This window comes from Bordetella sp. (assembly GCF_057362025.1).
The window spans coordinates 182,948-195,620 of record NZ_JBMQQZ010000083.1; the positions used below are offsets into that span (position 1 = coordinate 182,948).

Genomic DNA, 12,673 nt, shown 5'->3' on the forward strand with positions numbered 1-12,673 from the left:
ACTCCTCGGGGCGCCCGGCATTCGACCGCCCGCCGCCGCCCGGGGGCGCCCTACTTGAATACCCCCACGCCGTTAGCTCCGTCCCCGCCATAGGGGTTGTCGCCGTAGCCGCCCTGCACGTCGATCTTCACCGTTGAAGGATCCACCTTGGACTGGTCGCCCTTGTAGTGCATCACGATTGCCGGCACCAGCATCACCGTCGCCACCATGACCAGCTGGATGACGATGAACGGGATCGAGCCCTGGTAGATCTGCCCTGTCGTCACCGGCGCGATGGTGCGCCCGGTGACCTTGTCCCGATAGGGATCCTTGGGCGCGACCGAGCGCAGGTAGAACAGCGCGAAGCCGAACGGCGGATGCATGAACGAGGTCTGCATGTTCACCGCCAGGATCACCCCGAACCAGATCAGGTCGATACCCATCTTCTCGGCCACCGGCCCGAGCAGCGGCACGATGATGAAGGCCAGCTCGAAGAAGTCCAGGAAGAACGCCAGCACGAAGGTCAGCACGCTGACCACGATCAGAAAGCCCCACTGCCCGCCCGGCAACCCGGTCAGCAGGTGCTCGACCCACAGATCGCCGTTCACGCCCCGGAAGGTCAGGCCGAACACCGTCGAGCCCACCAGGATGAACACCACGAAGCACGACAGCTTGGTGGTGGTGTCCATTGCCTGCTTGAGCAGGTCCAGCGTCAGGCGCCGGCGCGCCAGCGCCATGGCAATGGCGCCGACCGCGCCCATCGCCCCGCCCTCGGTGGGCGTGGCCACGCCGATGAAGATCGTGCCCAGCACCAGGAAGATCAGGAACAGCGGCGGGATCATCACGAAGGTCACCCGCTCGGCCAGCGCCGACAGCAGCCCCAGGCGCAGCACCTTGTTCGCGATGGCGATCACGAAGGCCGTCAGCCCCCACAGCAGCAGGCTGAGCACGATGCGCTCGTCGGCCGGCGCCGTGTCGTTCTCCATCCACCGGCCCAGCACCCAGGCCACCGTCACCGAGATCGCCATCAGCACCAGCAGCGAGCGGCCCCCGCGCGTGCCGTTGGACTCGCGAAACCGCCGCGCTTCCTCGGGCAGCGCCGGCGCCGAGGCCGGCTTGAACACGCACATGATGACCACGTACAGGACGTACAGCCCGGCCAGCACGAAACCCGGCACCATCGCCGCGCGATACATGTCGCCGATCGAGCGGCCCAGCTGGTCGGCCAGGATGATCAGCACCAGCGACGGCGGAATGATCTGCGACAGCGTGCCCGAGGCGGCGATCACCCCGGTTGCCAGGCGCCGGTCGTAGCCGTAGCGCAGCATGATGGGCAGCGAGATCAGCCCCATGGAGATCACCGACGCCGACACCACCCCGGTAGTGGCCGCCAGCATCGCGCCGACGAACACCACCGCGAAGGCCAGGCCGCCGCGCACCGTGCCGAACAGCTGCCCGATGGTCTCCAGCAGGTCCTCGGCCATGCCCGATCGCTCCAGCACCAGCCCCATCAGCGTGAAGAACGGCACCGCCAGCAGCGTGTCGTTGGAGATGATGCCGAACACCCGTTGCGGCAGCGCCTGGAACAGCGCCGGCGTCAGCAGCCCCAGCTCGATGCCGACCAACCCGAACAGGATGCCGTTGGCCGCCAGCGCGAAGGCCACCGGAAAGCCCAGCAGCAGGAATACCACCAGGGTGGCGAACATGATGGGCGCCAGGTTGGCGATGAAAAAGTCCATCTCAGCGCCCCCCGTTGCGTGCGGGCGCATCCAGCGCCGCCGCCTCGCGGGCCTGCGCCTCGCGGGCGATTTCCTCGGCCAGTTCTTCCTCGGCCGAGCGCGCGCCCTGGCGGCGCAGCGGATCCTCGCAGCGGCCCAGCAGGAAACCCACGCACTTGATCAAATGCGAGAGCCCCGCCAGCACCAGCAGCGCAAAGCCCACCGGAATCAGCAGCTTGACCGGCCAGCGCACCAGCCCGCCCGAGTTCGAGGACTGCTCGCCTGTCAGCCACGACTCCGTGAACACCGGCCAGGACAGCACCAGGATCAGCACGCAGGCCGGCAGCATGAAAAACAGCACCCCGAACGCTTCGATCCAGATCTGCTTGCGCCGCGACAGGCGCGAGGACAGGATGTCCACCCGCACGTGCTCGTTCTTCAGCAGCGTATAGCCCGCGGACAACAGGAACATCGCCCCGAACATATACCATTGCAGCTCCAGCCACGCGTTCGAGCTGCTGTGAAAGACCTTGCGCACCACCGCGTTACCGGCGCTGACCAGCACCACCAGCAAGGTCACCCACATCACCGCGCGGCCCACGCGCAGGTTTATCGCGTCGATCAGACGCGATAAGGCCATCAACCCCGTCATTGCATTCCCCTTATGTGTGCTCTGTCGCGCGGCGTTCAGCGGTCCTCGCCGTGGCGCCGCCACGGGGTCGCCTTGCGCTCGGCCCAGGCCAACGCGCCGAATAGCACCAGGCCGATGAAGGCCAGCACGAACAGGGCAGCAAAGACCCGCACGGTGTCGAAAGTGCCCTGCGCCGTCATGATCACGTAGCCCAGGCCGCTCTGCGACGAAACGAACTCGCCGACGATGGCGCCGACCAGCGCCAGCGAGATCGCGACCTTCATGCCCGCCAGGATGGAAGGCAGCGCGCAAGGCAGCCGGACCTTGAAAAAGAAGTCGCGCGGCGACCCCTTCAGTACGCGGCCCAGGTCCAGGATGTCGCGCGGCACCGAGCGAAGTCCGTGCACGGTATCCACGATGACCGCGAAAACGGCGATCAGGAAGGCGATGGCGATCTTCGGCTCGGCGCCCGTTCCCAGCCAGATGACGAACAGCGGCGCGACCGCCACCTTGGGTACGCTGTTCAATGCCACGATCAGCGGTTGCAGCACGCTTTCGAACCATCGCGAGCCCACCAGCATCACCGCGACGGCCACGCCGCCCAGCACCGAGAGCGCGAAACCGGCCAACGTGGTCATCAGCGTATAGGCGGCCTGCCCGGCATACCAGCCCGCGTCGTGGGCCAGCTCCACGCCGATCTGCGAGGGCAGCGGAAGCATGATCGGTTTGATGTGCAGCAGGCGCGCCGCTACTTCCCAGAGCGCCAGGAAAGCAACCAGCGAGCCGGCGCCGGCGGCGCCGTGCAATAGCGTTCGGGATGACGCTCTCATGCGCGCTGCCCCTCGTCGATCAGGCCCATGTCCTGGAACAGGCCGCGGATGTGGCGGACATAGGCGCCGAACTCCGCGGACTCGCGCACGGCCAGGGGCCGGGGCCGCGGCAGGCCGATCTCCAGCATCTCCACGATGCGGCCGGGGCGCGGCGAGAACACGATGACCGTATCGCCCAGGAAGACCGCTTCGGCGATGCCGTGGGTCACGAACAGCACCGTATTGCGGGTCTCCATCCAGATGCGCTGCAACTCGACGTTCATCTGGTCGCGCGTCAATGCATCCAGCGCGCCGAAGGGCTCGTCCATGAGCAACAGGCGCGGATCGTCGATCATGGCCCGGCAGATCGCCGCGCGCTGGCGCATGCCACCCGACAATTCGCTGGGATAGCACTCGGCAAAGTCCTGCAACCCGGTCAATGCCAAAAGCTCGCGGGCCTTGCCCGCGTAGCCGGCGACGGACTTGTGGGCGAATTCGATGGGCAACAGCACGTTGCGCCGGATGCTGCGCCAATCCAGCAGGGCATCGCGCTGGAAGACCATGCCGATGCCATCCGGCGTGCCCTTAACGGGCCGGTCTTCCACGCGCAGATCGCCCGCGCTGATGGTTTCCAGGCCCGCGACGCAGCGCAGGAAGGTGCTCTTGCCGCAGCCGCTGGGGCCGAGGATGCTGACGAAGCGGCCCGGCGGCAGATCGACGGAGATGGAATCCAGCGCGCGCACTCCGCGCTCGCCCGGATACCGCTTGCTGACGTCGCGCGCCGATACGGCCCAGCGGCTCATTGGGCCACCATGGCGTCGTAGCGTTCGGGATGCACGAGGCCCTGGACATAAAAAGCGGCCGGATCGGCCCCGCCACCGATCAGGCCCACCGATGACAAGGTCTTCACCGCCTGCGTCCAATCGTCCGGAACCGGAACGCCCATGCGGCCGCCCGCGGGCGGTGTGCCGAAATAGGCTTGAATGGCATCGATCTGTCCGCGTAGCACCTGCGGATCCAGGCGCGCCTGCGGCCGCTGCGCCATGATGGCCGCGACGGCCTCGTCCTGGTGTCCGGCCTGGATATATTCCCACGCCCGCGCCGTTACGCTGGCGAAGGCCGCGATCGCGTCGCCGCGGGTGCGGAGCTTGTCCTCGGTGGCGAACAGGCCGAAGCTGGGCATGTTCAGGCCGAAGTCGGCGAAGCGCACGGCGGTCGAGGGACGTTTCTGCGATACCACCGGCAGGAAGAAGGGAATCGTGGAGAACGCCGCGTCCGCCCTGCCGACGGCATAGGTCGACGCCTTGCTGGCGGCGTCCACGTTCACCAGTTCGACGTCGCCGCGCTTGAGCCCGCCCGCCGCCAGAAAAGCGTCGATGAAGGGCGCCTCCAGCGAGCCCGCGGTATAGGCGACTTTCCGCCCCTTCAACGCGCCCGGCCCGGTAATGCCCGAATCCGCCGGCACCAGCAGGCCGATGTCGCTCTGCCGGGCGAACACGGCCACTGCCTTGACCGGCAGGCCCTTGTCGCGGGCGATCATCATGGACGCAAGCGCCGCGTGTCCCACATCGAAGGCATCGCTGGAACCGACGATCTGCACCGTCGTCACCGAACCGTTGCCGTCCTCCAGCGTGACGTCCAGGCCCGCCTGTTTGTACCAGCCTTTTTGCTGCGCCAGGTGAAAAGGCGCCTGTACACCCCAGGGTGTCCAGTCCAGACGCACTTTCAGGGGTGTTGGCGTGGCTGCCGCGGCGGCGCCCCCCGCCGCCCAGAGGGCCAGGAAGGCCGCGCCGGCCAACAGCCGGCGCCATGCATATGGCTTGGTCGTCCGCATGAGATTCCCTTGGAGTGATGGACCCGCGCGCCTGCGACGGCGCGCGGATCCGGATGATCCTGTTTCGGCGGAATACGCGGCCGGGGCCTAGCCCGCGCGCCCCAGCCAGCGCTTGATGCGCGCCCACAGCACGTGAAAGAACATGCCCGCCGCATTGAACGACGCCTGTGCCGGCTGGGCGTCCGCCGTCCCGGACAGGCGCGCCGTGACATTGCGGCCGAAGTCCGCGATCATGCGGCCGACGAAATCCCGCACCAGTCCCGAACGCGAGAACTGCGCCAGCGGCCCCTGCAGCGAATAGGCCAGTTCGACCCGCACGCGCGCGGCATTGCCGCCCACGTCCTCGACGCGATAGGCGACATCGCCGTTCGCCCGCGACCGGCTCAATGAGTCCTGCCCGGCACCACGCAGGACCGCCCGCATCGCCGCATCGTCGCGGTCCAGCCGCGCGGCGCCGTTGAAGGCCGCGCGCATCGGACCGAACTTGATCGAGACCGTGCCTTTCACGCGATCGCCCTGCTGCTCCTCGATGGCGGCCCCCGGCAGGCAGGCGGCCACGGCCGGCAGGTCCGTCATGAAAGCCCATACCCGCTCCGCCGGGAACGGTACGTCGAACTTGCCGTCGATCTGGTTGGTCTTGCCCGCGCCGTGCGCCGCCGGGGTATCGGCCGGCGCGGCCGCGGCACGCGTGGCCACGGGCTCCGCGGATGCCGTGTCGGCTACCGGACCACTGCCGAAGCCGGCCGCTTCGACCGGGGCGGTGGCCGTGTATGACTCGAACGCGGCCGGGCCAGCCGCCGCCGGCCCGGCCGCCGGGCCGCGACGCGCCGCCGCGCGCAGGCTCTGGACCTCCGCGTCGGGCGACTCGCGCAAATCGGCCAACACCGACATCACCGCCGCGACGATACCCATATAGCCGGTACAGCGGCACAGGTTTCCCGACAGCTCCACGCGCACCCGCGCCTCGTCGGCGTCAGGCAGGCGCAGCACGATATCGCGCGCGGTCGCCAGCATCCCGGGCGTACAGTACCCGCACTGCAGCGCATGATGGCGCGTAAAGGCCGCGCGCAGGCGGCCCATGACCGGATCGGCGTCGTATCCCTCTATCGTGGTGACCTGACGACCCTCGCAGGCGACCGCAAAAGCAATGCACGAACGCACCGGGGCGCCGTCCAGCAGCACGGTGCACGCACCGCATACCCCATGCTCGCACCCCAGATGCGTGCCGGTCAGCCGCAGGCGGTCGCGCAGGAAATCGCCCAGGTGCATGCGGGCCGGCGCATCCTCGGCCACGCGGCGTCCGTTCACTTGCAGCGTTACTTGCGTCATGATTGCTGTCCTATGCCCGTGGCCTGTGCCAGGCAGCGCGCGACCGCGGCGGCATGCAGCTGGCGATGCGGTTCATCCTTGTCCGGCATGGCTTGCGCCACTTCGCGGGCGATCGCCGCGGCATCCATCGCGGCGGCGCCGCCCTGCGCGACGCGCGCGGCCAGCCCGGACAGCAGGCGCGGCGGCCCATCCAGGGCGCCCAGCGCGATGCGCGCCTGGCCGCTGGCCGGATCGAACCATGCCGCGCAGCTGGCCTCGGCAAACTCCCCGGTCTTGCGGCAGAACTTGTAATACCCCCAGCGGGCACGGCTGCCGGCCACCGGCACGTGGACCGCCTGTATCAGTTCGTCTTCCTGCACGTCGACGGTATAAGCGCCCTGCATCAATGCATCCGCGGCGACATGGCGCACGCCCCGCGGGCCGGCCAGTTCGATGCAGGCGCCCAGGGCGGTCATAGCCACCACCCAGTCGGCCGCCGGATCGGCGTGGGCCAGGCTGCCGCCCAGGGTGCCGCGGTTGCGCACCGCGCGATAGGCGATCCCGGCGGCGACTTCGCGCATCGGCGAGTCGCGCAGCGGCGCATGCACGCCGTCCTCGATCTCCGCATGCGTGACGGCCGCGCCGATGCGCACCGTATCGCCGTCGCGGGTCACGCCGCGCAGGGCCTCCAGGCCGGAGATATCGATCACCATCGCTGGCCTGGCCAGGCGCAGGTTCAGCATGGGTCCAAGGGACTGGCCGCCTGACATCAGCTTGGCCTGGCCGGCATGCTCACGCAACGCGTCCAGTGCCTGTTCCACCGAAGCCGGCCGCATATAGTCGAATTTCGCTGCTTTCATCGCTGTCTCAGGCTGCCCTGGCCCGGCCGGTTTCCTCACGCGGCCGGCCTTGCGCGATGGCCCGCAGCACGCGATAGGGCGTAAGAGGGGTCTGCGCCAGCTCGGCCGCCCCCACCGCGCGCAGCGCATCGTTCACCGCGTTGAACAGTACCGCCGGCGGCGCGATGGCACCGCCTTCGCCCATGCCCTTGGCGCCGAACTCCGTATGGGGCGATGGGGTTTCGAAATGATGGATACGCATATGCGGGACTTCCGTCGGGCCCGGCAGCATGTAGTCGGCCAGCGTCGAGGCCAAAGGCTGGCCGTTGGCGTCGTACGGCGTTTCTTCATAGAAGGCCGTACCTATGCCTTGTGCGATGCCGCCGATGGTCTGCCCTTCCACCACCATGGGATTGATCATCGTGCCGCAGTCTTCCACCACGACGTAATCCAGAATTTCCACGCCACCCGTTGCGGGATCCACGGCCACCGTGGCGGCCTGGCTCGCATAGGTGAAGCAGCCGGTATCGACCTTCGGCTTGTAGCCCCCCGTCACCTCCAGGCCCTGCGGATCGACGTCCGCGGGCAACAGGTGGGGCTTCAGGTACCATGCTTCGGCGACTTCGCGCATGGAGACCGAACGCTCCGCCGTCCCCGTCACGGCGAAGCGGCCATCGCCGACCGCCACCTGCCCAGCCGCCACGCCCAGCAAATGCGCCGCGATATGGAGCACGCGCGGCAATAGCCGTTTGCAGGCCTGGGATACCGCGCCGCCGGACATCACCAGCGAGCGCGATGCATAGGTACCGGTGGAATACGGCGTCTGGCCCGTGTCGCCATGCAGCAGCTTGATGCGCGCCACCGGAATGCCGAGGATTTCGTTGGCGATCTGCGCGAACGTCGTCTCCATGCCCTGCCCGTGCGAATGTACGCCGACGCGCACTTCCAGGCCGCCATCCGGCGTGATACGCGCGGTGGCCTGGTCGAATCCCGGAATCACCGGCGTGCCCCAGGTGGCGAAGACCGATGTGCCGTGCGCCGCCTGCTCCGTATAGGTGGCCACGCCCACCCCGATCAGGCGGCCGTCGGGCTCGCCGCGTTCCTGGCGCTCGCGCACGCCCGCCGCATCTATCATCTCCAGCGCCTTGCGCAGGCTGGCGGGATAGTCGCCGCTGTCCAGATGCTTGTTGGTCACGTTGACGTAGGGCATCTGTTCCGGCCGGACCAGGTTTTCCAACCGGACCTCCCAGGGTTCGCGTCCCACTTCGCGGGCGATCGCGTCCATCATCAATTCGATGGCGAAACACACCCCCGTGCGCGCCACGCCGCGATAGGGCACAAAGCCCGGCTTGTTGGTGGCCACCGCGCGGGTCACGCAGCGATAGCCCCGGAAGGCATAGGGCCCCGGCAGGTTGCCCACCGCCTGGCCGGGCTCCAGGCCTATCGTGAAGGGCCACACCGAATACGCGCCACCGTCCACCGTCACGTGCGCGTCCAGCGCCAGCAGCCTGCCACGGCGGTCGGCATAGGCCGTCATCTCGTAATGGTGTTCCCGGGAATTCGCGCCGGCCGTCAGATGCTCGCGCCGGTCCTCGATGAAGCGGAAGGGTCGCCGGTACGTCTTGGCCAGCCAGGCCACGCAGAGCTCTTCCTGCTGTAGCACGCACTTGTAGCCGAAGGCGCCGCCCACGTCGGGAGAGATGACGCGAACCTGGCCCTGGTCCAGTTCCAGGCATTCGGCCAGGATGGTGCGGATCATGTGAGGCACCTGCGTGGCGCTGTAGACCACGAGCTGGTCGGCCTGGTGATCCCAGTGGGCCAGGACGGCCTTGCCCTCCATGGGTACCATGCACTGACGCGCCAGCCGCATCTTTCTTTTGACGACGACCTCGGCCTGCCCCGCATGCGCGTCGAAATCCCTGTCGGCGTTCAGCGTCACGAAGACATTGTCCCTCCACTGCTCGTGGACGAACTCGGCGGTGGCGGACTGGGCCGCGAACACATCGGCGTAGACGGGCAGATCCTCGTAGTCCACATCGATAAGCTCGATGGCGTCCTCGGCCTCCGCCCGGCTGGGCGCGAACGCCATGGCGACCGGCTCGCCGACGAAACGCACCTTGCCGGCTGCCAGCGGCGGCTGCGCGGAGGATTGATAAGTCGGCAATGTCGAATCGGCGACGATGTCACGGCAATCGGCCATGTCACGGCGCAGGATGACGGAGCCGGCCACGCTATCGTCCGTGCGCACGGCGGCGATGCGCGCGTGCGCGAGCGGGCTGCGCAGGAACGCGACCTCGCTCAGCCCGGGCATTGCCATGTCGGCAACGAAATTTCCCTTGCCGTGCAGGTGGCGCGCATCTTCCTTGCGCGGCACCCGCGCGCCCACACCTTCGGCCTTGCCTGCCCAGGCCGCCCCGCCATGTTCCATGGTCATCCCTGTCCCCCGTACCGCTTACCTGGACTGCGCCCGTGCCACCTCGGCGAACGTGAAGTTGTCCAAGGCGCTTTCGGCGACGCGGAACCAGCCCGCCTCGTCCTGCTGGAACTTCTTCCATCCCGGATAAAGTGCCTTGAAATCCGGGTTATTGGCGGATAGTTCCTCCCACAGTTCCTGCGACGCCTTGTACACCGCGTCCATCACTTCCTTGGGAAAATAACGCACCTTGGCGCCGCCCGCGATCAGCCCGCGCAGGGCCTGCGGATTGCGCGCATCGTAGTTGGCCAGCATACGCATCGTTTGCTCGCCCGCCGCACATTCGTAGGCAGCCTTGTACGACGCCGGCAGGGACTCCCAGGCCTTGTCGTAGACCATGGTGGTGATCGAAGCACTGCCCTCGAACCAGCCCGGCGAATAATAGAAAGGCGCGACCTTGTTGAAACCCAGCTTGGCGTCGTCGTATGGGCCTATCCATTCGGCCGCATCGATCGTGCCCTTTTCCAGCGCGGGATAGATATCGCCGGGCGGAATCTGCTGCGGAACCGCTCCCAGCTTGGAAAGGACCATGCCGCCGATCCCGCCGATGCGCATGTTCAGGCCCTTCAGGTCGGCCACCGACTTGATTTCCTTGCGGTACCAGCCTCCCATTTGCACGCCGACGTTGCCGCACACGTGGTTGACGATGTTGTACTTCTTGTAGAGGGTACGCAGTTGCTCCAGCCCGCCGCCATAATGGATCCAGGCATTGTGCTGGCGGGCGTTCAGCCCGAAGGACAGACCGGTATCGAATGTCAAGGCGGTGTTCTTGCCGATATACGCGGTGCTGAGCACATGGTTGCATTCCACCGTGCCGTTGCTGACGGCGTCCATGTTCTGCGCGGGAGGAACGATTTCGCCGCCCGGGAAGGCGCGGATTTCGAATTTTCCGTCGGTCAATTGCCCGACACGCTTGCAGAACTCGTCCGCCGATCCATAGATGGTGTCCAGGCTTTTAGGCCAGCTGGTGGACATGCGCCAGCGCACGGACGGATTCGATTGCGCGATCGCGGGCGCGGCGACGGCAGCCAGGCTTGCGCCCGCGGCGCCCGCGGCCTGAGTAAGGAAACGGCGTCGTTGCATAACTCTGACTCCCCTGAGACGTGGACCATGGTATGTGGCACGAGCATGCAATTCGCGCCAGAAAAAGGTAAGTACACTGACTTGTTAGTCAGCATACTGAGAGAGTTTTGGAGTGTCAACGATGATTACCCGAGTATGGCCATGCGTCCGCCGACCACGAAAATCCATGCGCCAAGATGGTCCGCACATGCACCTGCCCGGCACATCAGTGCACCACCGCGATACCTTAAATACGGGGTTTTCCCCCTCGTCCGGCCCGGTGGCAGCCATGCTTCGGCACGACGCCGCGCGCGCCCGCGTGCCCACCCGGGAAATCCCTAGGAGCTCAGCGCTTTTTATGAGCAGTACACTGACGACAATTACTCAGCATACTGACGAGAATGACATGAACTGGACCCGAATCGCATCGACGGACGCATTGGAAGACGATGAGGTCATGGCCGTGCACGCCGACGGCAAGCCATTGGCGCTGTACCGCAGCGAGGGTGAATTTTTCGTCTCGGACAATGTCTGCACGCATGCGTATGCGTTGCTGTCGGACGGCTATCTGGAAGACGGCTGCATCGAATGCCCCCTGCACCAGGCGCGCTTCGATATCCGTACCGGCAAGGCACTGTGCGCGCCCGCGACCGGCGACATCCGTGTGTATCCCGTCAAGGTCGAGGGTACCGACATACTGACCGACGTCTCACGGTGATCCGCATGGCGCCCCCCGCCTCCATCGTCATTGTCGGTGCCGGTCAGGGCGGTGCCATGGCGGCCGCCGCCCTGCGTTCGTCGGGCTACGCCGGTGCGCTGGTCCTGGTCGGCCGCGAACCGCACGCGCCCTACGAACGCCCGCCGTTGTCCAAAGCCATCCTGCGCGCCGTCGACGCCGAAGCCGCCGCGGCCATTCATCCGCCTGCTTTCTATATGGGGCAGGACATCAGGCTGATCTCCGGCATGGAAGCGCTGGCGCTGGATCCCGCGCGCCGCGAGATCCGCCTGGCGGACGGATCGGCGCTGCCCTATGACCGCTGCCTGTTGGCCACGGGCGGGCAGGCGCGCGAATTGCCGGCGTTGCCGCGCGGCACGCCCAACGTGCACTATGTCCGCACCCTGGATGACGCGCGCGGCCTGCGCGCCTGCCTGCGCCCCGGCGCGCGCATCGTTGTGGTCGGCGGCGGCTTCCTGGGCCTGGAAATCGCCTCCACCGCCCTCGATGGCGATGCCGACGTGGCCATCGTCGAAAGCGCCCCGCGCCTGCTGCCCAACGCCCTGCCCGCTCCCTTTTCCGACTGGCTGGCGGCGCGCGCGGCGGCGACCGGTGCCAGGCTATACCTGGGTACCGGTATCGCCTCCATTGCGCGGCATACCGACGGCCGCACGCCGTCCGCGCTGGTGCTGGACAGCGGAGAAGTCCTGCCGGCGGATGCCGTCGTGGTGGCCATCGGCCTGCAGCCGGAAATCGGGCTGGCGCGCGACGCCGGCCTGGAAATCGACCCGGCGAATGGCGGCATACGCGTGGATGCGCATTGCCGCAGCTCCGATCCCCACGTTCTGGCGATCGGCGACTGCGCCAGCCAGCATCGCGATTTCCTTGGCCGGCATGCGCGCCTGGAGTCCTGGCAGAACGCCAACGAACAGGCGCGCGTGGCGGCCGCCGCCATGCTCGATGCGAAGCCGCCGCCGCCGCCCTATCCCTGGTTCTGGACAGATCAATTCGGCTGCAATATCCAGATGCTGGGAATGCCGGCGCCCGGGCTGGTCTATGCCTGCCGCGGCGCCGACGGCCCCGAATCGGAGGCGCCCCGCCTGATTTGGCTGGGCCATCGCGAAGGCATACCGGTACACGGGGTCGCCGTGAACGCGGCCGCGGACCTGCGCCAGCTGCGCGGCCTGTTCGAGCGCGGCATTCGTATCGACCCGGCGGGTTTTGCCGACGCGGGCACCGCCCTGAAACCCTGGATCAAGGCCTGCCAACAGGCCGCCACGCCGGCCTGACCGCCGGCGCTCGCGC

The 12,673-nt window shown here is 67.4% G+C and carries 11 protein-coding genes; 2 read left to right on the forward strand and 9 right to left on the reverse strand.

What is annotated here, in order from left to right; all coding sequences use genetic code 11:
• Window positions 1-50 precede the first annotated feature (50 nt).
• From ACO1P8_RS18195 to ACO1P8_RS18235, 9 genes are all read right to left on the reverse strand, one after another.
• The gene (locus ACO1P8_RS18195; protein ID WP_486297293.1) at window positions 51-1,718 is read right to left on the reverse strand and encodes a TRAP transporter large permease; all 1,668 of its coding nucleotides are present in this window, start codon (window positions 1,716-1,718) and stop codon (window positions 51-53) included.
• 1 nt (window position 1,719) lies between these two features.
• Complete coding sequence (locus ACO1P8_RS18200; RefSeq protein ID WP_486297294.1) at window positions 1,720-2,349, reverse strand: TRAP transporter small permease subunit; 630 nt, start codon at window positions 2,347-2,349, stop codon at window positions 1,720-1,722.
• Between the two features lie 35 nt (window positions 2,350-2,384).
• Window positions 2,385-3,158 (reverse strand): ABC transporter permease, encoded by a 774-nt coding sequence (locus ACO1P8_RS18205; RefSeq protein ID WP_486297295.1) that lies wholly within the window; start codon window positions 3,156-3,158, stop codon window positions 2,385-2,387.
• Window positions 3,155-3,940, reverse strand: a complete 786-nt coding sequence (locus ACO1P8_RS18210) for an ABC transporter ATP-binding protein (RefSeq protein WP_486297296.1) — start codon at window positions 3,938-3,940, stop codon at window positions 3,155-3,157. Before ACO1P8_RS18210 ends, ACO1P8_RS18205 begins: the two co-directional genes overlap by 4 nt.
• Window positions 3,937-4,971 (reverse strand): ABC transporter substrate-binding protein, encoded by a 1,035-nt coding sequence (locus ACO1P8_RS18215; RefSeq protein WP_486297297.1) that lies wholly within the window; start codon window positions 4,969-4,971, stop codon window positions 3,937-3,939. Before ACO1P8_RS18215 ends, ACO1P8_RS18210 begins: the two co-directional genes overlap by 4 nt.
• Window positions 4,972-5,058: 87 nt before the next feature.
• Complete coding sequence (locus ACO1P8_RS18220; protein ID WP_486297298.1) at window positions 5,059-6,300, reverse strand: xanthine dehydrogenase family Fe-S subunit; 1,242 nt, start codon at window positions 6,298-6,300, stop codon at window positions 5,059-5,061.
• Window positions 6,297-7,139 carry an FAD binding domain-containing protein gene (locus tag ACO1P8_RS18225; protein ID WP_486297299.1) on the reverse strand — a complete coding sequence of 281 codons (843 nt, stop codon included), beginning with the start codon at window positions 7,137-7,139 and terminating at the stop codon, window positions 6,297-6,299. The genes ACO1P8_RS18220 and ACO1P8_RS18225 overlap by 4 nt, the downstream gene beginning before the upstream one ends.
• A gap of 7 nt (window positions 7,140-7,146) precedes the next feature.
• A complete protein-coding gene (locus tag ACO1P8_RS18230) occupies window positions 7,147-9,552 on the reverse strand; it encodes a xanthine dehydrogenase family protein molybdopterin-binding subunit (RefSeq protein ID WP_486297300.1) in 2,406 nt (801 codons plus the stop codon).
• Window positions 9,553-9,570: 18 nt separating this feature from the next.
• Window positions 9,571-10,674: a TRAP transporter substrate-binding protein gene (locus ACO1P8_RS18235; RefSeq protein ID WP_486297301.1), complete on the reverse strand. Its 1,104-nt coding sequence runs from the start codon at window positions 10,672-10,674 to the stop codon at window positions 9,571-9,573.
• Between the two features lie 385 nt (window positions 10,675-11,059).
• On the opposite strand from ACO1P8_RS18235, the gene ACO1P8_RS18240 reads away from it, so the two are divergent.
• Complete coding sequence (locus tag ACO1P8_RS18240; protein WP_486297302.1) at window positions 11,060-11,371, forward strand: non-heme iron oxygenase ferredoxin subunit; 312 nt, start codon at window positions 11,060-11,062, stop codon at window positions 11,369-11,371.
• Window positions 11,372-11,376: 5 nt separating this feature from the next.
• The gene (locus ACO1P8_RS18245; RefSeq protein ID WP_486297303.1) at window positions 11,377-12,657 is read left to right on the forward strand and encodes an NAD(P)/FAD-dependent oxidoreductase; all 1,281 of its coding nucleotides are present in this window, start codon (window positions 11,377-11,379) and stop codon (window positions 12,655-12,657) included.
• Window positions 12,658-12,673 lie beyond the last annotated feature (16 nt).